At 49.8% G+C, this 24,700-nt stretch carries 25 protein-coding genes; all 25 read right to left on the bottom strand.

Going from position 1 to position 24,700, the window contains the following annotated elements; translation table 11 throughout:
* Positions 1-48: 48 nt before the first annotated feature.
* Entirely contained in the window at positions 49-249 is a 201-nt protein-coding gene (rpmC, locus tag D3P08_RS24675) for a 50S ribosomal protein L29 (RefSeq protein WP_119602795.1), read from the bottom strand.
* Positions 239-673: a 50S ribosomal protein L16 gene (gene rplP, locus D3P08_RS24680; protein WP_119602796.1), complete on the bottom strand. Its 435-nt coding sequence runs from the start codon at positions 671-673 to the stop codon at positions 239-241. The genes rpmC and rplP overlap by 11 nt, the downstream gene beginning before the upstream one ends.
* Positions 674-675: 2 nt before the next feature.
* Entirely contained in the window at positions 676-1,338 is a 663-nt protein-coding gene (gene rpsC, locus D3P08_RS24685) for a 30S ribosomal protein S3 (protein WP_119602797.1), read from the bottom strand.
* Positions 1,339-1,351: 13 nt separating this feature from the next.
* Positions 1,352-1,687, bottom strand: coding sequence for a 50S ribosomal protein L22 (gene rplV / locus D3P08_RS24690; RefSeq protein ID WP_119602798.1), 336 nt, complete (start codon positions 1,685-1,687; stop codon positions 1,352-1,354).
* A gap of 43 nt (positions 1,688-1,730) precedes the next feature.
* Complete coding sequence (gene rpsS, locus D3P08_RS24695) at positions 1,731-2,012, bottom strand: 30S ribosomal protein S19 (RefSeq protein WP_119602799.1); 282 nt, start codon at positions 2,010-2,012, stop codon at positions 1,731-1,733.
* Between the two features lie 67 nt (positions 2,013-2,079).
* Complete coding sequence (gene rplB, locus D3P08_RS24700) at positions 2,080-2,910, bottom strand: 50S ribosomal protein L2 (protein WP_119602800.1); 831 nt, start codon at positions 2,908-2,910, stop codon at positions 2,080-2,082.
* Positions 2,911-2,927: 17 nt separating this feature from the next.
* Complete coding sequence (rplW, locus tag D3P08_RS24705) at positions 2,928-3,221, bottom strand: 50S ribosomal protein L23 (RefSeq protein WP_119602801.1); 294 nt, start codon at positions 3,219-3,221, stop codon at positions 2,928-2,930.
* Positions 3,221-3,844 (bottom strand): 50S ribosomal protein L4, encoded by a 624-nt coding sequence (rplD, locus tag D3P08_RS24710; protein WP_119602802.1) that lies wholly within the window; start codon positions 3,842-3,844, stop codon positions 3,221-3,223. The genes rplW and rplD overlap by 1 nt, the downstream gene beginning before the upstream one ends.
* 28 nt (positions 3,845-3,872) lie before the next feature.
* Complete coding sequence (gene rplC / locus D3P08_RS24715) at positions 3,873-4,496, bottom strand: 50S ribosomal protein L3 (protein WP_119602803.1); 624 nt, start codon at positions 4,494-4,496, stop codon at positions 3,873-3,875.
* Between the two features lie 49 nt (positions 4,497-4,545).
* Complete coding sequence (rpsJ, locus tag D3P08_RS24720; RefSeq protein WP_005544556.1) at positions 4,546-4,854, bottom strand: 30S ribosomal protein S10; 309 nt, start codon at positions 4,852-4,854, stop codon at positions 4,546-4,548.
* A gap of 859 nt (positions 4,855-5,713) precedes the next feature.
* Positions 5,714-6,508: an ABC transporter ATP-binding protein gene (locus tag D3P08_RS24725; RefSeq protein WP_119602804.1), complete on the bottom strand. Its 795-nt coding sequence runs from the start codon at positions 6,506-6,508 to the stop codon at positions 5,714-5,716.
* Positions 6,508-7,419, bottom strand: a complete 912-nt coding sequence (locus D3P08_RS24730) for an ABC transporter permease (protein ID WP_119602805.1) — start codon at positions 7,417-7,419, stop codon at positions 6,508-6,510. Before D3P08_RS24730 ends, D3P08_RS24725 begins: the two co-directional genes overlap by 1 nt.
* Positions 7,420-7,516: 97 nt before the next feature.
* Positions 7,517-8,551: an ABC transporter substrate-binding protein gene (locus D3P08_RS24735; RefSeq protein ID WP_119602806.1), complete on the bottom strand. Its 1,035-nt coding sequence runs from the start codon at positions 8,549-8,551 to the stop codon at positions 7,517-7,519.
* A 303-nt stretch (positions 8,552-8,854) separates the two neighbouring features.
* Positions 8,855-10,045: an elongation factor Tu gene (gene tuf, locus D3P08_RS24740; RefSeq protein WP_119602807.1), complete on the bottom strand. Its 1,191-nt coding sequence runs from the start codon at positions 10,043-10,045 to the stop codon at positions 8,855-8,857.
* Between the two features lie 114 nt (positions 10,046-10,159).
* A complete protein-coding gene (gene fusA / locus D3P08_RS24745; RefSeq protein ID WP_119602808.1) occupies positions 10,160-12,241 on the bottom strand; it encodes an elongation factor G in 2,082 nt (693 codons plus the stop codon).
* 29 nt (positions 12,242-12,270) lie between these two features.
* Complete coding sequence (gene rpsG, locus D3P08_RS24750; RefSeq protein WP_087570303.1) at positions 12,271-12,741, bottom strand: 30S ribosomal protein S7; 471 nt, start codon at positions 12,739-12,741, stop codon at positions 12,271-12,273.
* Between the two features lie 69 nt (positions 12,742-12,810).
* Positions 12,811-13,230, bottom strand: coding sequence for a 30S ribosomal protein S12 (rpsL, locus tag D3P08_RS24755; protein WP_119602809.1), 420 nt, complete (start codon positions 13,228-13,230; stop codon positions 12,811-12,813).
* A 224-nt stretch (positions 13,231-13,454) separates the two neighbouring features.
* A complete protein-coding gene (locus tag D3P08_RS24760; protein WP_119602810.1) occupies positions 13,455-14,240 on the bottom strand; it encodes a hypothetical protein in 786 nt (261 codons plus the stop codon).
* A 131-nt stretch (positions 14,241-14,371) separates the two neighbouring features.
* Complete coding sequence (locus tag D3P08_RS24765; protein ID WP_119602811.1) at positions 14,372-14,608, bottom strand: hypothetical protein; 237 nt, start codon at positions 14,606-14,608, stop codon at positions 14,372-14,374.
* A gap of 20 nt (positions 14,609-14,628) precedes the next feature.
* Positions 14,629-15,084, bottom strand: coding sequence for a hypothetical protein (locus D3P08_RS24770; RefSeq protein WP_119602812.1), 456 nt, complete (start codon positions 15,082-15,084; stop codon positions 14,629-14,631).
* A 63-nt stretch (positions 15,085-15,147) separates the two neighbouring features.
* Complete coding sequence (locus D3P08_RS24775; protein ID WP_119602813.1) at positions 15,148-15,669, bottom strand: hypothetical protein; 522 nt, start codon at positions 15,667-15,669, stop codon at positions 15,148-15,150.
* A 179-nt stretch (positions 15,670-15,848) separates the two neighbouring features.
* Positions 15,849-19,475 carry a DNA-directed RNA polymerase subunit beta' gene (gene rpoC / locus D3P08_RS24780; protein WP_119602814.1) on the bottom strand — a complete coding sequence of 1,209 codons (3,627 nt, stop codon included), beginning with the start codon at positions 19,473-19,475 and terminating at the stop codon, positions 15,849-15,851.
* A 109-nt stretch (positions 19,476-19,584) separates the two neighbouring features.
* Complete coding sequence (gene rpoB, locus D3P08_RS24785; protein ID WP_206099004.1) at positions 19,585-23,148, bottom strand: DNA-directed RNA polymerase subunit beta; 3,564 nt, start codon at positions 23,146-23,148, stop codon at positions 19,585-19,587.
* Between the two features lie 386 nt (positions 23,149-23,534).
* The gene (locus tag D3P08_RS24790; protein WP_119602816.1) at positions 23,535-24,131 is read right to left on the bottom strand and encodes a class I SAM-dependent methyltransferase; all 597 of its coding nucleotides are present in this window, start codon (positions 24,129-24,131) and stop codon (positions 23,535-23,537) included.
* A gap of 130 nt (positions 24,132-24,261) precedes the next feature.
* Positions 24,262-24,624, bottom strand: coding sequence for a 50S ribosomal protein L7/L12 (rplL, locus tag D3P08_RS24795; RefSeq protein ID WP_119602817.1), 363 nt, complete (start codon positions 24,622-24,624; stop codon positions 24,262-24,264).
* Positions 24,625-24,700 lie beyond the last annotated feature (76 nt).

The following is a 24,700-nucleotide window of genomic DNA, read 5'->3' on the forward strand; positions in this document are numbered from 1 at the left end:
TTCCTCCTTCCTTCATCCGTGATCGTACTGTCTCAGGGTAAGGATCTATTAGCTGCTGATTCCGAGTTCTCTTTCACGCAAAACGGTTTTAGCACGAGCTATTTCCTTACGCACGTCACGAATCCGAGTCGGGTTATCCAGTTGGCCTGTAGCCAATTGGAAACGAAGGTTGAACAGCTCTTCTTTGAAACCAGCGATTTGTTGTTCAATCTCAGCAGAGGTTAGGTTGCGAAATTCACTAGCCTTCATTTGCTTCACCACCCACTTCTTCGCGTTTCACGAACTTCGTTTTGACAGGCAGTTTGTGAGCCGCAAGGCGCATAGCTTCACGAGCCACTTCTTCAGGTACGCCAGCCAGCTCGAACATGATTTTGCCCGGCTTTACAACGGCAACCCATTTCTCAACGTTACCTTTACCGCTACCCATACGAACCTCGAGAGGCTTTTGAGTGATCGGCTTGTCAGGGAAAATTTTGATCCATACTTTACCGCCACGCTTGATGTAACGTGTCATCGCGATACGAGCCGCTTCGATTTGGCGGTTCGTGATCCATGATGGCTCAAGCGCTTGAAGGCCGTATTCGCCAAACACTACAGTAGTGCCGCCTTTTGCGCGACCTTTCATATTACCGCGTTGTTGCTTGCGGTGTTTTACACGTTTAGGTACCAACATGATTAGTTGCCTCCTTCCTGGGGAGCTTTCTTCTTCGTAGGAAGGACTTCACCGCGATAGATCCATACTTTTACGCCGATGCGGCCGTAAGTTGTATGTGCTTCAGCTGTACCGTAGTCGATGTCAGCGCGCAGCGTGTGAAGTGGAACCGTTCCTTCGCTATATCCTTCAGTACGTGCGATTTCAGCGCCGCCAAGACGACCGCTAACCGCAGTTTTGATTCCTTTAGCGCCAGCTCTCATGGAGCGTTGGATCGCTTGTTTCAGCGCGCGGCGGAAAGATACGCGACGCTCGAGTTGTTGAGCGATGCTTTCAGCTACCAAGATAGCGTCCAGATCCGCTTGTTTGATTTCGGAGATATTGATATGAACTTTCTTGCCGTTCGTAATTTTGCCAAGCTCCGTGCGCAGGTTTTCCACTTCGGAACCGCCCTTGCCGATAACCATACCCGGCTTAGCCGTTTGGATCGTCACGTTCACGCGGTTAGCCGCGCGCTCGATTTCGATATGGGAAACTGCTGCGTCTTTCAGCTTGTTCTTCAAGTATTCACGAATTTTAACGTCTTCCAGAAGAAGATCGCCAAAGTCTTTGCCTGCGTACCATTTGGATTCCCAATCACGGATAATCCCGACACGAAGGCCGACTGGATTTACCTTTTGACCCACACGTTATCCCTCCTTATTTTTCAGATACCACCAAGGTGATGTGGCTGGTTCTTTTGTTAATCCGGCTAGCGCGTCCCATAGCACGAGGACGGAAACGTTTCATGGTTGGTCCTTGGTTCGCATATACTTGCGATACAACCAACTTGTTCACGTCTAGCTGGTAGTTATGCTCAGCATTCGCAATCGCGGAGTTGAGCAGCTTCTCGATAATCGGGGAAGCCGACTTCGGAGTGTGACGCAGAATCGCGATCGCCTCGCCTACTTGCTTGCCGCGAATCAAGTCCGCTACGAGCTGCGCTTTGCGAGGAGCGATACGTACGAATCTAACGTGCGCTTTAGCTTCTGGCATGTGGGAACCTCCTCTCGTTCTTTAAAAAGTGTTAAAGGGCAAATTAACGTCTGCCCGTTTTCTTGTCATCGCTGGCATGGCCTTTGTACGTACGAGTTGGCGCGAACTCACCGAACTTGTGTCCTACCATATCCTCAGTCACGTATACAGGCACGTGCTTACGGCCGTCATACACCGCAACTGTGTGTCCGATAAATTGCGGGAAAATCGTCGAACGACGGGACCATGTTTTGATTACGACCTTTTTGTTCGTTTCATTCAGCTCTTCGACTTTCTTCATCAGATGATCGTCGATGAACGGACCTTTCTTCAAACTGCGACCCATGTAGAATCCTCCCTTCGCATAAGCGCTGGCGTGAGATCACTCTCACGCGGATTGTATCAAGCAGCTATTACTTCGTGCGGCGACGAATAATGTATTGGCTCGATGCTTTCTTTTTCTTGCGAGTTTTGTAGCCAAGAGTCGGTTTGCCCCATGGAGACAATGGCGACTTGCGTCCGATTGGAGCGCGGCCTTCACCACCACCGTGCGGGTGATCGTTCGGGTTCATAACAACGCCGCGAACTTCAGGACGTTTGCCAAGCCAACGGGAACGGCCGGCTTTACCGATTTTCACAAGCTCGTGGTCTTCGTTGCCAACGGAACCGATTGTCGCGCGGCAAGTAGCGAGTATACGACGAACTTCGCCAGAGCTCAGGCGAATGGAAACATAATCGTCTTCTTTACCCAGCAATTGAGCTTCTGTGCCGGCTGCGCGAACCAATTGGCCGCCTTTGCCCGGCTTCAACTCGATGTTGTGGATAACTGTACCAACTGGGATGTTCTTCAGCGGCAACGCGTTGCCGATTTTGATATCCGCGTCTGGTCCGGAAACGATTTGATCGCCGACTTTCAGACCTTTCGGTGCGATGATGTAAGCTTTCGCGCCGTCAACGTAGTGGATCAGAGCGATGTTGGAAGTACGGTTCGGATCGTATTCGATCGTTGCCACGTTACCTACAACGCCATCCTTATTACGTTTGAAGTCGATAATACGGTATTTACGCTTATGTCCGCCGCCATGGTGACGAACAGTGATTTTACCTTGGTTGTTGCGGCCTGCTTTCTTGAACAGAGGAGCCAGCAACGATTTCTCCGGTGTGCTTGTCGTAATTTCTTCGAATGTCGAAACGGACATGTTACGACGTGCAGGAGAGGTCGGTTTGTACTTTTTGATTGGCACTTGGTTTCCCTCCTTTTCTATACAGACGTTTCAAAGAACTCAAGTTCTTTGCTGTCATCGCTCAGTTGAACGATAGCTTTTTTCCAGTCAGGTCTATAACCGCTATGTCTGCCATAACGCTTAGGTTTACCCGCAACACGCATTGTGTTAACGCCGGTTACTTTTACGTTAAAGATTTGTTCAACAGCTTGTTTGATTTCCGTTTTGTTCGCGCGAAGATCGACTTCAAACACATAACGTTTGTTAGCCATGAAATCGCTGGAACGTTCCGTAATAACCGGGCGCTTGATAATATCGCGAGGATTTTTCATTACGCAAGCACCTCCTGTACTTTCTCTACCGCTTCTTTGGTAATGATCAGCTTGTCGTATACAAGCACATCGCGAACATTGATGCCGTCAGCAGCGACGAACTTCACGCCAGGGATGTTGCGAGCGGACAATGCGACATTATCCTCATAATTAGCTGTAACAACCAGTGCCTTGCGGTCAACTTTCAGGTTGTTCAGGATGCCTTTGAATTCCTTCGTCTTAGGAGCCGCGAATGTCAGTTGATCCAGAACGATGATGCTTTCTGCAATCACTTTGGAAGACAATGCGGATTTGATCGCCAGACGACGAACCTTCTTAGGCAGTTTGAAACCGTAAGTGCGAGGCGTTGGACCGAATACAGTACCGCCGCCAACCCATTGCGGGGAGCGAATCGAACCTTGACGAGCACGGCCCGTGCCTTTTTGTTTCCAAGGCTTACGACCGCCGCCGCGTACTTCGGAGCGACCTTTCGTTTTGTGCGTGCCTTGACGCTCAGCAGCTTGCTGCAGAACGACAGCGCTATGCATAACGTGAGCATTTGGCTGAATACCGAAAACGCTATCTGCCAGTTCCAGTTCACCAACTTGCGAACCGCTCACATTGAATACTGTTACTTTAGGCATTTCGTGTTCCTCCTTTCTTCAAGAGCAATTAGTTCTTAACTGTTTGTTTTACTTTCACGAAGCCGTTTTTAGGACCAGGAACGGAGCCTTTAACCAGGATCACGTTGCGCTCTGCGTCTACACGGATAACTTCGAGTTTTTGAATCGTAATCGTCTCATGGCCCATATGTCCTGGAAGGTGCTTGCCCTTCGGAACGCGGTTCGCTTGAATCGAACCCATGGAACCTGGTCCGCGGTGGTAGCGGGAACCGTGAGACATTGGTCCAGTGCTTTGTCCCCAACGCTTGATTACGCCGGCAAAGCCTTTACCTTTCGAAATACCTGTTACGTCAACAAATTCGCCCTCTGCGAACAAGTCAGCTTTCACTTCCTGGCCAACTTCGTACTCGCCAAGGTTAATCCCGCGAATTTCACGAACGTAGCGCTTAGGAGTCGCTCCCGCTTTCTTCGCGTGGCCGATCTCTGGCTTGTTCGATCTCTTCTCTTTCTTATCAGCGAAACCGAGCTGAACCGCTTCGTAGCCGTCAGTTTCTACCGATTTTTTCTGAAGAACAACGTTCGGACCAGCTTCGATTACCGTTACCGGAACTACGTTACCCTCAGCGGTAAATACTTGAGTCATTCCAAGTTTTTTCCCTAAGATACCTTTCATGTTGACACCTCATTTCCTCTCTATGTTCGTATATCAGATGTTACAGCTATTACAGTTTGATTTCGATATCTACACCGGATGGCAGATCCAAACGCATCAACGCATCAACCGTTTGCGGCGTAGGATTCACAATGTCGATCAAGCGCTTGTGTGTGCGCATTTCGAATTGCTCACGGGAATCCTTGTACTTGTGCACCGCGCGGAGAATAGTGATGATTTGCTTTTCCGTTGGCAACGGAATCGGCCCGGACACGCCTGCACCGGAACGTTTTGCAGTTTCCACGATTTTCTCAGCGGATTGATCAAGAATTCTGTGATCGTATGCTTTCAAGCGGATACGAATCTTTTGCTTTGCCATATAAGTCCCTCCTTCTTTCGCCCAATTTTTTAATCGGACATACTCCGTGAGAATAACCCGTCACTAGCTCCATGGCAAAGGAGCCGGGTGTGTCGGCAACCTCTCACATCAACGCAACGTCAGACCAACAGTCAATATTATATCGGATTGAATAGGCGATTGCAACTAAAACATTTCGAATTACGCATAAAAAATATAAAGCCAGAAATCCGCGTCGGATCCGGCTTTTCCTAGGTCTGTTGTGCTGATTTCGGAATGGTCAAATCATTCCAACTGTTCGTTTCTTCTATAGTAATATAGCTTAGCTGCCGGAACTGCTTCAGTCCGCTCTTGCCTTGTCGGGATCTCACTGCTCGGCATTCTTGCCGCATTTCTCCTCTTACTGCTCTCATAAGGACAAAAGTACACCTAATTTTCTCGTGATGCGGCATTTTATATGAATAACGCCATAAGTGCACTTATTTCTTCAGCTAACCTATAACAATCGAGATATGGATCAGAATAAGTGTACTTTTGCCTTTATTTCTAGCTGGGCGGTCTAGGATGGCTCAAATACGTGCACTTTTGTCTCTATTTCTGATTGAGCAGCAAGTTTCCCCTTGGGAACATTTCTGATAGTAAGGTACTTCAAAGTGTGCATGCGGTAATCGACACCGAACAAATAAACCGCCCATCTCGAAAGGATGGCTAGCATCCTTCGATGAGCGGTTGCATTTCTTTTGTTACCGGAGAAAAAGGGCACACGTGATGTGCGGAGCACTCGGCAAGTCCGGCGCAGGTGAATGAGTTCACGTTCTCGTTTCTCCCACCTACCCACCACCTTAACAGCGACCGGCATCCATTGCGAAAGGGCTCCCCCTTATCCAAGCACTACGCGGTCATCCGCCATCTTCTTTCCGCTGATTTGCTCGAACTCGCCAAGCAGCTGCTCAACGGTAAGATCTTTCTTGCGGTCCTCATCGAATTGCAGAATGATCTTGCCTTTGTCCATCATAATCAGCCGGTTACCGAGCCGGATCGCTTGCTCCATGTTATGCGTAACCATCAACGTTGTCAGCTTCAGTTCCCGTACAATGTTCTCGGTCAGCGTAGTAACGAGCTCCGCGCGGGCCGGGTCGAGCGCAGCCGTGTGCTCGTCAAGCAGCAAGATTTGCGGCCGGGTAAAGGTCGCCATCAGCAGGCTTAACGCTTGCCGCTCGCCGCCGGACAGCAGTCCTACCTTTGCGCCCATCCGATTCTCGAGGCCGATACCGAGACGCTGCAGCTCTTCCCGAAAAATTTTACGTGTTTTTCCCGTAACCCCTAAGCTGAAGCCGCGAGGCCTCCCGCGTTTATACGCGATCGCCAAGTTCTCTTCAATCGTCATACGAGGAGCTGTTCCCGCCATCGGATCTTGAAATACCCGCCCGATCCATTGACTCCGCTGATACTCCGAAACTTGACTCACATCATTGCCGTCAATGAAGATTTTACCTGCATCAGGTTTCATTACACCAGAAATAATATTCATAAGGGTTGATTTCCCCGCGCCATTACTTCCAATAACGGTAACAAAGTCTCCAGGTTTCAGATATAGATTTGCATCCATAAGCGCGATCTTCTCATCGACTGTCCCGGGGTTAAAAAGCTTAGAGACCTTCTCAATCTTTAACATTAGCGTCCACCTCCGTTTTTAGCGTGGATGGAAGCCAGCACTTCTTCTGTCCGCCGTTTGGCTGTTAGCTTTGAATTCACTGTACTGCGTATTGTTGGAACAACGAGAGCACAGATGATAATTACTGCAGTAATTAGCTTCATATCCTGCGCATCCAGCCATTCAACACGAAGTGCTAGGGCATATATGATCCGATAAATGATGGCTCCAAGTACGACGGCCAGCGTCGCCCGGAATATTGTCTTTGCCCCGAAAATTGCCTCGCCTATAATAACAGAAGCTAGACCAATTACGATCATACCAATCCCCATGGAATTGTTCGCGCCATTTTGCGAATGTGCGATAAGCGCTCCGGAGCACGCTACTAGTGCGTTCGAAAGAGCAACTCCAATAATGGTGGTCATATCCGTATTTGCTCCAAAGCTGCGGATCATACGGCTGTTATCGCCTGTTGCGCGCAAGCTGAGTCCGATATTGGTTTTAAAGAACATATCCAGCGCTACCTTCACTATAATAGCTAAAATCAGTCCAATTACAATAATGGAAGCATTATCGAAAACATTGTCCTCGCCACGCAAGGATACGTTTGGTTTCCCTAATATTCTAAGATTAATGGAATACAAAGCGATCATCATTATTATGCCCGAAAGAAGACCATTGATCTTCCCTTTCGTATGAAGAAGCCCTGTACACGTACCGGCTAACGCCCCTCCGATGAAAGCGCATATGACGGCTAGCCAAGGGGGAGTTCCCCCAATTGTCATGACCGTACCAATTGCCGCACCAGTAGTAAAGCTACCGTCCACCGTTAAATCGGGGAAATCCAAAATTCGAAACGTTATATATACTCCAAGTGCCATTAACGCGTACAGCAGTCCACTTTCGACAGCCCCTGTAAGAGATACAAGCATTTGTGCTGCCTCCTTCATTAATAGAAATGGGGTGAATCAGTAACCCCGATCACCCCATGCTTTAGTAGTGCCTTGAATGAACTTGAACTTATGCTAACTATTCGATGATGTTGTTGTCTGGGTCTTTTACATAAGCTTTCATAGCATCTGTTACCGTAACGCCTTGTTCTTCTGCAGCTTTTAAGTTAAGAATAAAGTCCAACTTCTCCGGCGTACGTACATCCATTTCGCCTGGATTTTTGCCATCCTTCAGAATCTCGACCGCCATCTGACCAACTTCATACCCATGATCATAGTATTTGAATCCAACGGTTGCAAACGCGCCCTTTTCCACTGTGTCACGGTCAGCTGAGAAGAACGGAATATCATTTTCATTTACGACATCAATAATCGAGTCTACACCTTCAACTACTGTGTTATCCAAAGTGATATAAACAGCGTCAACACGACCGACAAGCGACTGAGCCGCTTGTTGGACGTCAGAGCTATTTACAACAGGAGCTTTGATTAATTCAATTCCATGCTTAGACAAAGCCTCTTCCGCAATTTTACTCATTACGACTGCATTTGGCTCACCTTCATTGATGACGATGCCGACTTTTTTAACGTCCGGTAACTCTTTAGCAATGAAATCCATGAGTTGGACGATTGCATCTGGGTTTGTGTCCGATGCTCCCGTTACGTTGCCTCCCGGAGCTTCAAGCTGTGGAACCAGCTTCTCGGCTAGCGGATCGGTAACTGCGGCGAACAAGACTGGCCGGTCCGTCACTTCCTCAACAAGCGCTGCGCTAGTTGCTGTTGCTATACCCAAAGCCAATTCAGAATCGCCCGAGGCGATTTTTTCCGCAATTGCTTTAAAGTTGTTTGGATCGCCCTGAGCATTGTTATAATCGACATCCACCTTTAGGCCAGCGTCTTCTAATGCCTTCAAAAAGCCTTCACGTGTTGCATCCAACGAAGGATGCTCAACGATTTGAGAAATAGCGATTTTATACGTCTTCTCTGCAGCTGTATCGTTACCCGATGCTTGTCCTTCATTCTCCGAGTTCGTTTTGCCTGTGTTGCCGCCGCACGCAGCTGTTACGGCCATTAGGGATGCAAGAGCCAAGCCAACCCAAAACCTTTTCTTCATTTTTGTTAACCCCTCTCATCTCTTATAAATTCTTTTTTCTTTGTACAAAGTGGCTTACATTACTTAAAAGCTTTATCGCTTTTAGTCGCTAAAGTATATGATTATAACAAGTTAAACCTATATTTTAGCGATTAAAAGAGATTTTTGGACTATTATTAATATCTTAATTGCAGTTTGGCAGTAACGTCAATGCAAAATTATTTGTTAATTACTGTTACAGTCATATCCGGTCAAAAAAATAAAAAAACCTCCACCGAAGTGGAGGTTTCTGTTCATGCGATGCGGCCAACAGACCGCAGCACACTATTTCAGGATTGTTGCAACAGCGCCAGCGCCTACAGTACGGCCGCCTTCACGGATGGAGAAGCGAGTTCCTTCTTCAACCGCGATTGGAGCGATCAGTTCAACTGTAACTGTGATGTTGTCGCCAGGCATAACCATTTCAGTACCTTCTGGCAGGTTGATGATACCTGTTACGTCAGTTGTACGGAAATAGAATTGTGGACGGTAGCCAGTGAAGAAAGGCTTATGACGGCCACCCTCTTCTTTAGTCAGAACGTAGATTTGAGCTGTAAAGTTCGTGTGTGGCTTAACGGAAGCTGGCTTAGCCAGAACTTGACCACGCTCGATGTCTTTACGGTCAACACCACGAAGCAGTGCACCGATGTTGTCGCCAGCTTGAGCGGAGTCCAGCAATTTGCGGAACATCTCAACGCCTGTAACAACGGATTTGCGGGTTTCTTCTTGCAGACCGATGATTTCGATCTCGTCGCCAACTTTAACAGTACCACGCTCTACACGGCCTGTAGCAACTGTACCGCGGCCTGTGATTGTGAATACGTCCTCGACTGGCATAAGGAAAGGCTTAGCCGTGTCGCGCTCTGGAGTTGGGATGTAAGTGTCGATTTGCTCGAACAGTTCAACGATCTTGTCAGCCCAAGGACCGTCTGGGTTTTGCAGAGCTTCACGAGCAGCGCCGCGGATGATTGGAGTGTCATCGCCTGGGAACTCGTACTCGGACAGAAGGTCGCGAACTTCCATTTCAACCAGTTCAAGAAGCTCTTCGTCTTCAACCATGTCGCATTTGTTCAGGAATACGACGATGTAAGGAACGCCTACTTGGCGGGAGAGCAGGATGTGCTCGCGCGTTTGTGGCATAGGGCCGTCGGAAGCGGATACGACCAGGATCGCGCCGTCCATTTGAGCCGCGCCAGTGATCATGTTTTTAACATAGTCGGCGTGACCTGGGCAGTCAACGTGAGCGTAGTGACGGTTAGGAGTCTCATACTCAACGTGAGCTGTGGAGATTGTGATACCGCGCTCGCGCTCTTCTGGAGCTTTGTCGATTTGGTCGAATGCTACAGCAGCACCGCCGTATTTTTTGGAAAGTACAGTTGTGATCGCAGCAGTCAGAGTTGTTTTGCCGTGGTCAACGTGACCGATAGTACCGATGTTAACATGCGGTTTATTACGTTCAAATTTTGCCTTAGCCATTGAACTGAATCCTCCTCAATTTAACTTTTTAATTTTATGTGTGGACCGGCACCAGACGCCAGGCGCTTGATGACGGCCAAAACAAACTTAAGATATCAGCAAGCTTCGAGTAGATTACTCTGCGCTGCCTTTGTGCTTCGAAATAATGTCGTCGGCGATCGATTTTGGAACTTCTTCGTAGTGAGAAAGCTCCATCGAGAATACGCCGCGTCCTTGTGTACCGGAACGAAGTGTTGTGGAGTAACCGAACATCTCGGAGAGAGGCACCTTCGCACGGATGATTTGCGCGCCACCGCGCGAATCCATGCCCTCGATGCGACCGCGGCGGGAGTTCAGCATACCCATTACGTCGCCCATGTACTCTTCAGGAACGGTAACCTCTACCTTCATGATTGGCTCAAGAAGGACAGGTTTACATTTTTCTTTCGCAGCTTTAAGCGCCAGGGAGCCCGCGATCTTAAACGCCATCTCCGAGGAGTCAACGTCATGGTAAGAACCATCGACAACGGTAGCTTTGATATCAACAAGCGGGAAGCCGGCAAGTACGCCGTTCTTCATGGACTCTTCGATACCAGCCTGGATCGGAGCGATAAATTCGCGAGGAATTGCGCCGCCCACGATTTTGCTTTCGAAGGTAAAGCCTGCGCCAGCCTCTTGTGGTTCGAACTCGACCCAACAATGACCGAACTGACCTTTACCGCCGGACTGACGAACGAATTTACCTTCAACCTTAGCCGCTTGACGGAATGTCTCACGGTAAGCAACCTGAGGTTTACCTACGTTTGTCTCAACTTTGAACTCGCGAAGCATACGGTCAACGATGATCTCAAGGTGAAGCTCACCCATACCTGCGATGATCGTTTGGCCAGTTTCTTCGTCCGTGTAAGCGCGGAACGTCGGATCTTCCTCGGCAAGCTTGGAGATGGCAACGCCCATCTTGTCTTGGTCCGCTTTTGTTTTTGGTTCAATCGCGATTTGGATAACCGGCTCAGGGAAGTTCATCGATTCGAGAACGATCGGGGACTTCTCTTCGCACAATGTATCGCCTGTTGTTGTGTCTTTCAGACCAACTGCAGCCGCAATATCGCCGGAGTAAACTTCGGTGATTTCTTGACGGCTGTTCGCATGCATCTGAAGGATACGGCCGATACGCTCACGCTTATTCTTCGTCGCGTTCAGTACGTACGAACCGGATTTCAGGATACCCGAGTATACGCGGAAGAACGTCAGTCTGCCGACATAAGGGTCCGTCATAATTTTGAACGCCAGCGCCGAGAACGGCTCCGAATCAGAGGAAGGGCGAACCGCTTCCGTACCGTCTTCGAGCGTACCTTTGATCGCTGGAATGTCAACTGGGGATGGAAGGTAGTCAACTACCGCATCCAGTACCAGCTGAACGCCTTTGTTGCGGTACGAAGAACCGGCAACTACAGGGAAAATTTTCACTTCGCAAACGCCTTTACGAAGAACAGCCTTCAGTTCTGGAATCGTAATTTCTTCGCCTTCCAGGTACTTCATCATCAGTTCTTCGTCAAGCTCAGCGACTTTCTCAACCAAATCGGCACGAAGCTCTTCAACTTGGTCCGCATATTCTGCAGGAACTTCAGATTGAATAGGCTCTTTGCCAAGATCGTCCTTGTACGTGTAAGCTTTGCGCTCGATGATGTCGATAACGCCGACAAAATCGGACTCAGCGCCCATAGGAAGCTGAATAGCAACTGCATTAGCTTGCAGACGCTCACGCATGTCCTTTACAACGTTCAGGTAATCTGCGCCGATGATGTCCATCTTGTTAACGTAAGCGATCCGTGGAACGCCGTAACGGTCAGCTTGACGCCATACAGTCTCGGACTGTGGCTCAACGCCTTCCTTCGCACTGAATACACCAACAGCCCCGTCCAATACGCGGAGGGAACGTTCAACTTCGACTGTGAAGTCAACGTGACCCGGAGTATCGATGATATTGATGCGGTTACCCTTCCATTGAGCGGTTGTCGCGGCAGACGTAATCGTGATACCGCGCTCTTGCTCTTGTTCCATCCAGTCCATCGTCGCTGCACCTTCGTGCACCTCGCCGATTTTGTGGGTACGGCCCGTAAAGAACAAGATCCGTTCAGTTGTCGTGGTTTTACCAGCATCGATATGCGCCATGATACCGATATTACGCGTATTTTCTAAGGAGAACTCTCTTGCCATGAATATGTCTCCTCTCGTTAATGGTTATCCTACCAGCGGTAGTGAGCGAACGCTTTGTTCGCTTCAGCCATTTTGTGCGTGTCTTCACGCTTCTTAACAGATGCGCCAGTGTTGTTGGAAGCATCCAAGATTTCAGCAGCCAAACGCTCTGTCATCGTTTTCTCGCCGCGGTTACGCGAGTAGTTCACGAGCCAACGAAGACCAAGAGCCGTACGGCGCTCAGGCTTAACTTCGATAGGTACTTGGTAGTTAGCGCCGCCTACACGGCGTGCTTTAACCTCAAGAACCGGCATGATGTTTTTCAAAGCTGCTTCGAACACTTCCATTGGATCTTTTCCCGAGCGCTCTTGAATCAGTTTGAAAGCATCGTATAACAATGTTTGTGCAGTGCCTCTCTTACCGTCGATCATAATACGGTTGATTAGGCGCGTAACCAGTTTGCTGTTATAAACCGGATCCGGAAGCACATCACGTTTCGTTACAGGACCTTTGCGTGGCATGAGAAAGTCCCCCTTTCTTCTCATAGTAACTTGTTCTAGCTTGCTATTAACCCGTTTAGGTTATACTTATTACTTCTTAACTTTCGGACGCTTCGTGCCGTACTTGGAACGAGCTTGGTTACGGTTGTTAACACCCGCAGTGTCAAGCGCGCCGCGAACGATATGGTAACGCACACCCGGAAGGTCTTTAACACGACCGCCGCGGATCAAAACAACGCTGTGCTCTTGAAGGTTATGACCGATACCTGGGATGTACGCAGTAACCTCTACACGGTTAGTCAAACGTACACGCGCATATTTACGAAGCGCGGAGTTCGGTTTTTTCGGAGTCATTGTACCTACACGAGTGCACACACCGCGTTTTTGAGGCGCGCTGATGTCAGTCGCTTCACGTTTCAATGCGTTGAAACCTCTTTGCAAGGCTGGCGATTTCGATTTAACGACTTTCGCTTGACGTCCTTTGCGAACGAGCTGGTTAATTGTTGGCATGTTGCCACCCCCTTCCCCTAATTCATGTCTTTATTATGGTAGACATATCACCCAAAATTTAAGCCCACAGACCCAGGCGGTTCATAAATGAACAAGACGATTTCATAAACCTAGTCATCAGGCACACTCCGATATATTATCACTTTGCACATAGGCGTGTCAAGCAAGAAAAAAGGTATCTTTTGTCGGCTAGCCTATCTTAATAAAAGTTTCATATCAAGCGATTATGCAAATTGAGGATTAGAGAAAACTTGAAAGGTTTGACCGGCCAAATGGGCATCGGCCTGCTTCCACGTTTTTTGTGCGATTAGGTCCGCCGCTTCACCGTTTTCGCCGCTCTTCATAAGTATCGTTTCATAATAGCTTAAGAGGAGCTCCATGATCGACTGGAACGCCCTTTCCGCTGACGGCTGAAATCGTATCTCCTCTAATACGGTCATTCTGGCCGGATTTGCTGCATTAAAATTCTCATATAAATATTGAGCATCCACATGAAAATCAAGCGGATCCAAGTATGCGAACAAAGAGCCTGCGACGATCTTAACTCCTGACGCCCTTATAACGATCCTTTCTTCGCCCTTACTCTCAAGCTCCATTTCCGTACCGTTATACGACATAACAAACCGGTCACTTCTATCCGCGATCCCCTGCCTGTCCTTAAATACTTTCAGCACAAATCGGAAAGGAATTGGCTTCGGCTTTTTAGACTCATCGAGATGCCCAGTCAAAAACGCTAGCACTGTTATAGTATGGGTTGGATTAAACGGCTTATAAACGGTATCCATGATTTCGACCATTTGAAAAATGCTGTTATGCTCTTCATGAAACTCTCCGCCTGCAAGCGTTTGTTCCATCCTATCCGTTCGAATCATCAATCTTCGGTCATCAAGCTTCTCGATTTCCGTTTCAATACCTTCGATCTCGATGCTGAATCGGGATAAAGAATCTTGAATCCCACATCGATCTCTGATGATGGATAAAATTTCGTCGGCAGTATATTTTCGCTGCATAATAGATCTCCTAACCCCAATTTACTCGCATCGCTTCGGGAAGCTTTTTATATGGAAAATGGCATTGGCCGGCTTGTCCAAGTCCAGCTTAAAAACAAACTCCTCGCCTTTCTAGCGATTCTCCCTACTAACTACCTTACAAAACTGCCGACAATCACGGCAACGACACCTACTATCATGGCCACCTTAATCCCGTAACCAAAAAGCCGCAGAGGCATGGGCATGTCTTGTAGATGAATCCTCTTCATAGGACCGCCGCCCTCGATCTGCTGGATGGATGACGTGTTCGGGTCCATAAATCCTGTCTCGACATGCTCGGTCCGTTCATGCTGCACGGTTTCGTGAATGCGGTCGTGTTGGTCGGACATATCATCCCTCCTCTAATAGCCTAGCTCTCCCCCAATAGCTCCTTCACGGCAAGCCCGATTCTCTCCCCGTACTCCGTAACCGAACCGGTCTCGCCTTGGTACCAATAGTGAATCAGCACATTATGCGCGGTATACGCCTCCGGAATTTGCATATCGTATTTGGCCCGTTCCTTCTTAAAGTCCTCCTCGCCCTTTTCCCTCTGTTTATCCGAACGGTAAATATAGAACGAAATCCTTTCTCCGTTTTCGAGCGCAAAGGTTCTCGCATGAACTCCATTCAGCTTGAAATATTTTCGAGTGGTGTCCTCTTCGCCTAACGCCACCTTATTTGCAGACATTGCTGTTTGCAATTCCTCGATTCCATAACGGCCTAACGACTCTGCCATTAAACCACCATTGCGTTCGAATACAATAAACGCCAAGAGCGCCGTTGCGGCCATAATAAGTAAACCGATACCGACAGCTTTATTTTTCATGCGGCGCTCCCCCTCCATACATCAATATAACCCTATGACGTTTCAAAAGCTGCTCATGTTGCGTCATTCCTTTGTCAATTGAACCGACTTTTCTCCTGATTCGTCATATGACACGTAGGATACCGTCATCCGATTCAAGACAGTAATCGCGTCCCGCCTCTCATCGTCGAGATAATAAATTTTGAGATCGGTGCCGCTTCCTCCCTGCCAGTCCGGCGCCCCTGCAATGTCATTAAATCGTTCGATGATCTTATCCGGTTCAAGTGTTTGCCCGACGATCGCTTCAGCATCCTCCAGCGTGAGCCGCGATTGATCCGCAGGCAGCAGGCCCACAGTCACCAAAGCCTCCCGTGTCCACACGCCTGGGCCTAGGCTTGTATCGGACTCGAGCTTATTCAATGCTTGTCGTTCCGCTTGAGTTGCTGCCAAGGAATAGAACGGTTCATATTCTTGAACAGCCAGCAATGACATCATTTGCGCTTCGGCCTGGAGCTCGTTCACTTCTGATCTTTCCATCACATAAGAAATCACACCGAGCACAACCAGCACGATAAAAAAGAACAAATTCGTCTTATAGGTTCTCATGGCTTTGATCCCCCATTTCCATACAGTTACCACATGATATGCCCAACTGCTATAATGATTGATCGGAAACGGTAAATTATATAACGGTAACGAAAAAAAGCGGCACGCGTCATCTCGCAAGTAGCGATTTAACGTGTGCCGCTTTTCTATATAAGCCGTATAAACGTTACGGCCGTGTCTTATTCGACAACTACAGCTTCCGCATTCTCTTCCTGATCTGCGGTTTCTACTACTTCCTCTTCCATGCCCGCGAAGCGAATGTTGCGGTAACGCTGCATGCCCGTACCAGCCGGGATCAGCTTACCGATGATAACATTCTCCTTCAGACCGAGCAGCTGGTCAACCTTGCCTTTGATTGCCGCGTCGGTCAGGACACGAGTCGTCTCCTGGAAGGACGCCGCGGACAAGAACGAATCTGTCTCGAGGGAAGCTTTCGTAATACCAAGCAATACCGGCTTCGCAACGGCAGGCTCTTTGTCAGCGAAGATTGCTTCGCTGTTGGCCGCTTCGTATTCATGAATGTCTACGAATGCGCCTGGGAGCAGCGTTGTGTCGCCCGCGTCTACGATACGGATTTTCCGAAGCATTTGCTTGATCATAACTTCAACGTGCTTGTCGTTGATCTCAACGCCTTGGTTCCGGTAAACGCGCTGTACTTCTTGCAGGATGTAGTTCTGAACCCCGCGGATGCCTTTGATGCGCAGCATATCCTTCGGATCGATCGAACCGTCCGTCAACTCATCGCCGGCTTCAATCTGCTGGCCTTCAACGACGCGGATGCGCGAGCCGTAAGTTACCGCATAAACCTTGGACTCGGCTTCGCCTTGTACCTCGATTTCGCGGCGATCCTTCGCTTCGCGAATTTCCTTGATAACGCCGTCGAGCTCGGAGATGATCGCTTGACCTTTCGGGTTACGCGCCTCGAAAAGCTCTTGGATACGCGGAAGACCTTGCGTAATATCGTCGCCGGCAACGCCGCCGGTATGGAATGTACGCATTGTCAGCTGTGTACCCGGCTCGCCGATCGATTGCGCCGCGATAATGCCGACCGCTTCACCGATCTCAACGTGCTTGCCTGTCGCCAAGTTGCGGCCGTAACAAATCTTACATACGCCATGACGAGCGCGGCAGCTAAGCACCGAACGGATCTGCAGGCGCTCTACGCCGGCAGCTACGATGGCTTCCGCTTTATTCGCGTCGATTAGCTCATTGCGGTTCACAATGACTTCGCCGGTCTTCGGATCGCGGACAGTCTCGAACGAGTAACGGCCTTCAATACGGTCGTACAGATCCTCGATAACCTCTTTGCCGTCTTGGATTTTGCTGACCATAAAGCCTTTATCCGTTCCGCAATCGTCTTCGCGCACGATAACGTCCTGCGCAACGTCAACCAGACGGCGTGTCAGGTAACCGGAGTCCGCTGTACGGAGCGCCGTATCGGCAAGACCTTTCCGCGCGCCGTGCGTCGAGATAAAGTACTCGAGGACCGTCAGGCCTTCACGGAAGTTCGATTTGATCGGCAACTCGATAATACGGCCGGATGGGTTCGCCATGAGACCGCGCATACCGCCGAGCTGCGTAATCTGCGATTTGTTACCCCGCGCTTTGGAGTCCACCATGAGCATGATGTTGTTGTAACGATCCATCGACTTCATGAGGATATCCGTAATTTCATCTTTACACTTACTCCAGATGCCAATGATCCGGTCATAGCGCTCGTCGTTCGTGATCAGACCGCGGCGGTACTGATTCATAACGGTAGCGACCTTCTCGTCGGAAGCTTTCATGATTTCCGCTTTTTCCTTCGGAATAATAACGTCGGCTACGCCGATCGTAATACCCGCTTTCGTGGAATACGTGAAACCAAGCTGCTTAATGCGGTCAAGAATGATCGCCGTTAGCGTTGTATGGTATTTACGGAAGCACTCCGCAATAATCGTGCCGAGATAGTCTTTGCCTACCGCGCCAGGCGTCGGAAGCTCCTCAATAATTTTATTAAGGTCAGCGCCCTTCTCGGTGACAAAATATTTCTCCGGTGTGCCTTGCAGCAAGTTCACCTTGGTCGCTTCGTTGATGTAAGGGAAATCTTCAGGGAAGATCTCATTGAAGATAACCTTACCAACCGTTGTGACAAGCAGCGATTTCTGCTGTTCTTCCGTAAAGATCGTTTTCTTCACGACTCTTGCCGGAATGAAAATCCGAGCATGCAGCGAGACGATACCGCGTTGGTAAGCGGAGATCGCTTCGTTAACCGTAGCAAATACGGAGCCGGTGCCTTTGGACTCTTTGTTGTCCATCGTTAGATAGTAGCTGCCGAGAACCATATCCTGAGATGGCGTAACGACAGGCTTGCCGTCTTTCGGGTTCAGGATGTTGCCGGATGCCAGCATCAGCAGGCGAGCTTCCGCTTGCGCTTCGGCGGACAATGGAACGTGAACCGCCATCTGGTCACCGTCGAAGTCGGCGTTATAAGCCGTACATACGAGCGGATGCAGCTTGATCGCGCGGCCTTCTACCAGAATCGGCTCGAACGCTTGAATACCGAGTCTGTGCAGCGTAGGGGCACGGTTCAGCAGAACCGGATGTTCTTTGATTACTTCTTCAAGAACGTCCCAAACCTCTGGGCTTACACGCTCTACTTTCCGTTTCGCGCTCTTGATATTATGAGCCAGACCTTTGTTCACAAGCTCCTTCATGACGAAAGGCTTGAACAGCTCCAGCGCCATTTCCTTCGGAAGTCCGCATTGGAACATCTTCAGGTTCGGACCTACGACGATAACGGAACGACCGGAGTAGTCGACGCGTTTACCGAGCAGGTTTTGACGGAAACGTCCTTGCTTACCTTTCAGCATATGGCTGAGCGATTTCAGCGGACGGTTGCCTGGGCCTGTAACCGGACGGCCGCGGCGGCCGTTGTCAATCAGGGCGTCAACCGCTTCCTGAAGCATACGTTTCTCGTTCTGTACGATAATGTCGGGAGCGCCGAGATCGAGCAGACGCTTCAGACGGTTATTACGGTTAATAACACGGCGGTACAGGTCATTAAGGTCGGAAGTCGCGAAGCGTCCGCCGTCCAGCTGTACCATTGGACGAAGCTCCGGCGGAATAACCGGAAGCACGTCGAGAATCATCCACTCCGGCGCGTTGCCGGAATTACGGAACGCCTCGATGACCTCAAGACGCTTGATCGCGCGGTTGCGGCGCTGGCCTTGTGCCGTGCGCAGCTCCTCCTTAAGCGTCTCGAGCTCGCGGTCGATGTCGATGTCTTGAAGCAGCTTCTTCACTGCCTCAGCGCCCATTCCCGCTTGGAAGCCGTAGCCGTACTTCTCGCGGTAGCTGCGGTATTCCTTCTCGGACAAGAGCTGTTTCTTCTCCAGCGGCGTGTCGCCTGGATCCGTTACAACATAAGATGCGAAGTAGATAATCTCCTCAAGGGAACGAGGGGACATATCCAGCGCAAGACCCATGCGGCTTGGGATGCCTTTGAAGTACCAAATGTGGGATACAGGAGCTGCAAGCTCAATATGACCCATACGTTCACGGCGCACCTTCGCGCGAGTTACTTCAACTCCGCAGCGATCGCAGACAACGCCTTTATAGCGTACGCGTTTATATTTGCCGCAATGGCACTCCCAATCCTTGGTTGGTCCAAATATCTTCTCGCAGAAGAGACCTTCCTTCTCGGGCTTCAGCGTTCTGTAGTTAATGGTTTCCGGCTTCTTGACTTCTCCGCGGGACCACGAGCGAATTTTATCCGGCGAAGCCAGACCAATTTTCATATACTCGAAGTTGTTCACGTCCAACAAGGAGCAACCCTCCTTCGTCATGTATGACTATGTCTTATCAGAAGCTGAACTCCAATCGCATTCTCGGAAGGAGACTCGCGAATGAAGCTCAGCTGTCTGTAATCGGTTATTATTCTACGCCTGCTTCTGCGCCTTCTAGGTTCAGGTTGAGCTTATCGCCTGTCGCATCGTCATCGTCATCGATTTCTTTCATTTCGATCTCTTCTTCGTTCTCCGTCAGGATTTTAACGTCCATACCTAGAGATTGAAGCTCTTTGATCAAAACTTTGAACGATTCCGGAACGCCCGGCTCCGGCACGTTCTCGCCTTTGACGATCGATTCGTACGTCTTCACGCGGCCGACCACGTCGTCGGATTTGACGGTAAGAATCTCTTGAAGCGTATAGGCTGCGCCATAGGCCTCAAGCGCCCAAACCTCCATCTCCCCGAAACGCTGTCCGCCGAACTGGGCTTTACCGCCAAGCGGCTGCTGCGTAACGAGCGAGTATGGGCCTGTCGAACGGGCATGGATTTTGTCATCGACCATGTGCGCCAGCTTGATCATGTACATGACGCCGACCGTAACTTCGCGTTCAAACGGCTCGCCCGTACGTCCGTCATAAAGAACGGTTTTACCGTTGCGCTGCATGCCTGCCTCTTCCATCGTATCGAAGACGTCGTTCTCACGCGCGCCGTCGAATACAGGAGTCGCGGCATGAATGCCAAGACGTTTGCACGCCATGCCGAGGTGAACCTCAAGCGCCTGACCGATGTTCATCCGGGATGGTACCCCGAGCGGATTCAGAACGACTTCAACCGGCGTTCCGTCCGGAAGGAACGGCATATCCTCTTCCGGCATGATGCGCGCGATGACACCCTTGTTACCATGGCGTCCGGCCATCTTATCGCCTTCGGAGATTTTACGCTTCTGCGCGATATATGCGCGAACAAGCTGGTTAACGCCTGGAGGCAGCTCGTCGCCGTTCTCGCGTGTAAATACTTTCACGTCTACGACGATACCGTCCGTACCATGCGGCACGCGGAGCGACGTATCGCGAACCTCGCGCGCCTTCTCGCCGAAGATCGCATGGAGCAATCTTTCTTCGGCTGTCAGCTCCGTTACGCCTTTTGGCGTTACTTTGCCGACGAGAATGTCGCCTGCGCTGATCTCGGCGCCGACGCGGATAATGCCGCGCTCGTCGAGATTGCGAAGCGCTTCTTCGCCGACGTTCGGAATATCGCGCGTAATTTCCTCAGGTCCCAGCTTCGTATCGCGGGCTTCGGATTCATATTCTTCAATGTGAATGGACGTGTACACGTCTTCCTTCACAAGCTTCTCGCTTAGCAGGATCGCATCCTCGTAGTTGTAGCCTTCCCAAGTCATGAAGGCAACGACAACGTTGCGTCCAAGCGCCAATTCGCCCATTTCCGTGGATGGACCGTCCGCCAAGATGTCGCCTTTTTTGATGACATCGCCTTTGCGGACAATTGGACGCTGGTTAATGCAAGTACCTTGGTTGGAGCGCATAAACTTATGAAGCTTATGCTTCACCAAATCGCCTTGCACAGGCTTGCCGTCAATCATTTCGACGCGGCGCAGCCAAATCTCGTTGGCTGACGAGCGTTCGATTACGCCGTCATACTTCGAGACGATACATACGCCGGAATCCTTCGCCGCCTTATGCTCCATACCCGTGCCGACGAACGGCGCTTTCGGAATAAGGAGAGGAACGGCCTGCCGCTGCATGTTCGATCCCATCAGGGCGCGGTTGGAGTCGTCGTTTTCCAGGAACGGAATAAGCGCCGTCGCAACCGATACGACCTGCTTCGGCGATACGTCCATGTAGTCAACGCGGTCGCTTGGCATCGTTAGGATGTTGTCAGCCTGTTTGTTGTAACGAACAATCGTTTGCGCCTCTGCAAACTTGTTATCCTCTGTTAGCTGTGCGTTCGCCTGCGCGATAACGTAGTTGTCTTCCTCGTCAGCGGTCAGATATGCGATCTGATCCGTAACGACACCTGTCTTCGGATCAACCCAGCGATACGGCGCTTCGATGAAGCCGTACTCGTTGATGCGGGCGAAAGTCGACAAGGAGTTGATCAGACCGATGTTCGGTCCCTCCGGCGTCTCGATCGGACACATACGGCCATAGTGAGAGTGATGGACGTCACGGACTTCAAAGCCCGCGCGCTCACGCGTCAAACCGCCTGGTCCTAGCGCCGACAGACGGCGCTTATGCGTAAGCTCAGCAAGCGGGTTCGTCTGATCCATGAACTGAGACAGCTGGGAAGAGCCGAAGAACTCTTTAATCGACGCGATAACCGGACGAATGTTGATCAGCGCCTGCGGCGTGATCGCGTTCGCGTCCTGAATCGACATTCTTTCGCGCACGACGCGTTCCATACGGGACAAGCCGATACGGAACTGATTCTGCAGCAGCTCGCCGACGGAACGCAGACGACGGTTACCGAGATGGTCGATATCGTCCGTGCTGCCGACGCCATGAAGCAGGTTAATGAAATAGTTAATGGACGCAATAATGTCCGCTGGCGTAATATGCTTAACGGATTTATCGATGATCCCATTGGAGATGACTTTGATGACCTTCGTTTCATCCAGCGGCGAGTATACGCTAATCGCTTGGAGTGGAATACTATCGGCATCAAGCACACCGTTAGCGACATGGTACGTCTTGAAACCAACGTCGCTCTCCAGCTTATCAAGAATCTCGTCCAGAAGACGACGGTCAATCATCTGGCCTGTTTCCGCAATGATCTCGCCTGTGGACGGATCAACTAGCGGCTCGGCAAGACGCTGGTTGAACAAGCGGTTCTTGATGTGCAGCTTTTTGTTTATTTTATAACGGCCGACATTGGCCAAATCATATCGTTTCGGGTCGAAGAAACGCGCGACCAAAAGGCTCTTCGCATTGTCCAAAGTTGGCGGCTCGCCTGGACGCAAGCGCTCGTAAATCTCGATCAGCGCTTTCTCCGTCGAATCCGTGCTATCTTTGTCCAGCGTGTTGCGAATGTACTCGTCATGGCCGAGCAGATCCAAAATTTCAGCGTCTGTGCCAAAGCCCAGCGCACGCAAAAGTACCGTTACCGGAATTTTCCGGGTCCGGTCGATACGAACGTAAATGATATCCTTGGCGTCCGTCTCCAGCTCAAGCCAAGCGCCGCGGTTCGGAATAACCGTTGCGGTGTATGTTTTCTTCCCGTTCTTATCAACCTTCGTGCTGAAGTACACGCTTGGGGAGCGAACCAATTGGCTGACGATAACGCGTTCGGCGCCGTTAATAATAAACGTGCCCGTCTCCGTCATAAGCGGGAAATCGCCCATGAAAACTTCTTGTTCTTTAACTTCGCCCGTTTCCTTATTGAACAGACGAACCTTCACGCGGAGCGGAGCCGCATAAGTCACGTCGCGTTCTTTCGATTCATCCACCGAATATTTCGGTTCGCCTAAGCTATAGTCGATAAACTCAAGCGATAAATTACCCGTAAAGTCCGTAATCGGCGAAATGTCTTGGAATAACTCGATCAAATCGGTTTCCAGAAACTTTTCGTACGATTTTTGTTGGATTTCAATCAGGTTCGGGACTTCCAGCACCTCTTTGATCCTTGCGTAGCTTCTCCGCTGACGCCGACCATACTGAACAAGTTGTCCTGCCAACTTAACCTCACCCCTCATGTCTGTCTCACAGCATTGATACTTTACTGCGTTACCCTTGGGCGGCAACAACCGCCTATTCAGATAAATAAAGAAAAGCCCTTATCGAATAGTGTTCGAAAAAAGAGCATGTTCCGGCAGCTTACCGTGCGCAGCGCGGGTGCGACGGTCACATATCAAGTATTTTGCCCAAAATGTAAACATTATACGTCAAACGCATCAAAAATATGCATACCGCGCTTAAAATTTGCACTTGACATTTTAGTTAACTAAAGAGATTTCAAGCAATTTTATGCTGACATTTTATAATATTACCATATCCAAAATGTCAAGTCAAATTGTTTTTAGGCTCAAATTGGCCTCGCCGCTTAAGAATTGAAAGCTCCCGAGCAAATTCGGAAGAACAATCATTTTTGAGCTCGCAGTATCCGATATCCCTTGTCCTTCGTCACTTCTTCCACTTCGCCGAAGATCGACTCCAGCTTATCCATCGCGGAAGGCGCTCCTTGCTTTTTCTGAATGACGACCCACATGACGCCGCCATCCTTCAACAACGAATAACCTTCTTCAAATATTTTGTGAACAACAGCTTTGCCTGCCCGAATCGGCGGATTCGTCAAAATCACATCAAAGCGCTCCTCGCGCACTGCCTCAAACAAATCGCTTTGCAGCACCGTTACATTGGAAACCCTGTTCAGCTTCGCATTCTCTCTGGCCAGTTCAACAGCGCGTTCGTTTATATCAATCATGGTCACATGACCGCTTCCGGCAAGCTTTGCCGCCGTGATTCCGATAGGACCATAGCCGCAGCCAACATCCAATATCCGGTCCCCGTCTTTCAATTCCATCGTTTCGATCAATACACGGCTGCCATAATCGACACCCGTTTTGGAAAATACGCCGGCATCCGTAACAAATTTCAACGGAAAACCTCTGAGCGTATCGTCATGGGTCTGTCTGTTATGAGCCGTCCCCGGCGTTTTGGAATAATAATGATTCGACATCCTTCCGCCTCCTTAAGCGTCATGTCCTGCAACATGCAACGAACCCCTTGAAAACCGCGAAGGTTTTCAAGGGGTTCGTCAGCCGCTTATGCTAGGTTAGCATGCGCGGCTGTCATATGAAGAAAAGCTATTACTTAACTTCAACGGATGCGCCAGCTTCTTCAAGCTTAGCTTTGATGCCGTTAGCTTCTTCTTCGCTAACTTTTTCTTTGATTGGTTTAGGAGCGCCGTCAACCAGGTCTTTTGCTTCTTTCAGGCCAAGACCAGTGATTTCGCGAACCACTTTGATAACGTTGATTTTGGAAGCGCCAGCGCTTGCCAGGATTACGTCGAATTCTGTTTGAGCAGCAGCTTCAGCAGCGCCGCCGCCAGCTACTACTGCAACTGGAGCTGCAGCTGTTACGCCGAATTCTTCTTCGATTGCTTTAACAAGATCGTTCAGTTCAAGAACAGTCATACCTTTAATTGCTTCCAAGATTTGCTCTTTAGACATGGTATATACCTCCGAATTTGGTTTAAGTTTTTTTGGTGTTGCCTTCGTTACGAAGCCTGGTTCATTCCGGCTCCAT

The organism is Paenibacillus nanensis (assembly GCF_003583765.1).
In the GTDB taxonomy this organism is placed as follows: Bacteria; Bacillota; Bacilli; order Paenibacillales; family Paenibacillaceae; genus Pristimantibacillus; species Pristimantibacillus nanensis.

Coding starts and splice junctions, on each gene's coding strand:
- rpmC (WP_119602795.1), bottom strand. CDS start 249: ATGAAGGCTAGTGAATTTCGCAACCTAACCTCTGCTGAGATTGAACAA.
- rplP (WP_119602796.1), bottom strand. CDS start 673: ATGTTGGTACCTAAACGTGTAAAACACCGCAAGCAACAACGCGGTAAT.
- rplV (WP_119602798.1), bottom strand. CDS start 1,687: ATGCCAGAAGCTAAAGCGCACGTTAGATTCGTACGTATCGCTCCTCGC.
- rpsS (WP_119602799.1), bottom strand. CDS start 2,012: ATGGGTCGCAGTTTGAAGAAAGGTCCGTTCATCGACGATCATCTGATG.
- rplW (WP_119602801.1), bottom strand. CDS start 3,221: ATGAAAAATCCTCGCGATATTATCAAGCGCCCGGTTATTACGGAACGT.
- rplD (WP_119602802.1), bottom strand. CDS start 3,844: ATGCCTAAAGTAACAGTATTCAATGTGAGCGGTTCGCAAGTTGGTGAA.
- rplC (WP_119602803.1), bottom strand. CDS start 4,496: ATGAAAGGTATCTTAGGGAAAAAACTTGGAATGACTCAAGTATTTACC.
- rpsJ (WP_005544556.1), bottom strand. CDS start 4,854: ATGGCAAAGCAAAAGATTCGTATCCGCTTGAAAGCATACGATCACAGA.
- D3P08_RS24725 (WP_119602804.1), bottom strand. CDS start 6,508: ATGTTAAAGATTGAGAAGGTCTCTAAGCTTTTTAACCCCGGGACAGTC.
- D3P08_RS24730 (WP_119602805.1), bottom strand. CDS start 7,419: ATGCTTGTATCTCTTACAGGGGCTGTCGAAAGTGGACTGCTGTACGCG.
- D3P08_RS24735 (WP_119602806.1), bottom strand. CDS start 8,551: ATGAAGAAAAGGTTTTGGGTTGGCTTGGCTCTTGCATCCCTAATGGCC.
- tuf (WP_119602807.1), bottom strand. CDS start 10,045: ATGGCTAAGGCAAAATTTGAACGTAATAAACCGCATGTTAACATCGGT.
- fusA (WP_119602808.1), bottom strand. CDS start 12,241: ATGGCAAGAGAGTTCTCCTTAGAAAATACGCGTAATATCGGTATCATG.
- rpsG (WP_087570303.1), bottom strand. CDS start 12,741: ATGCCACGCAAAGGTCCTGTAACGAAACGTGATGTGCTTCCGGATCCG.
- rpsL (WP_119602809.1), bottom strand. CDS start 13,230: ATGCCAACAATTAACCAGCTCGTTCGCAAAGGACGTCAAGCGAAAGTC.
- D3P08_RS24760 (WP_119602810.1), bottom strand. CDS start 14,240: ATGCAGCGAAAATATACTGCCGACGAAATTTTATCCATCATCAGAGAT.
- D3P08_RS24765 (WP_119602811.1), bottom strand. CDS start 14,608: ATGTCCGACCAACACGACCGCATTCACGAAACCGTGCAGCATGAACGG.
- D3P08_RS24770 (WP_119602812.1), bottom strand. CDS start 15,084: ATGAAAAATAAAGCTGTCGGTATCGGTTTACTTATTATGGCCGCAACG.
- D3P08_RS24775 (WP_119602813.1), bottom strand. CDS start 15,669: ATGAGAACCTATAAGACGAATTTGTTCTTTTTTATCGTGCTGGTTGTG.
- rpoB (WP_206099004.1), bottom strand. CDS start 23,148: ATGAGGGGTGAGGTTAAGTTGGCAGGACAACTTGTTCAGTATGGTCGG.
- D3P08_RS24790 (WP_119602816.1), bottom strand. CDS start 24,131: ATGTCGAATCATTATTATTCCAAAACGCCGGGGACGGCTCATAACAGA.
- rplL (WP_119602817.1), bottom strand. CDS start 24,624: ATGTCTAAAGAGCAAATCTTGGAAGCAATTAAAGGTATGACTGTTCTT.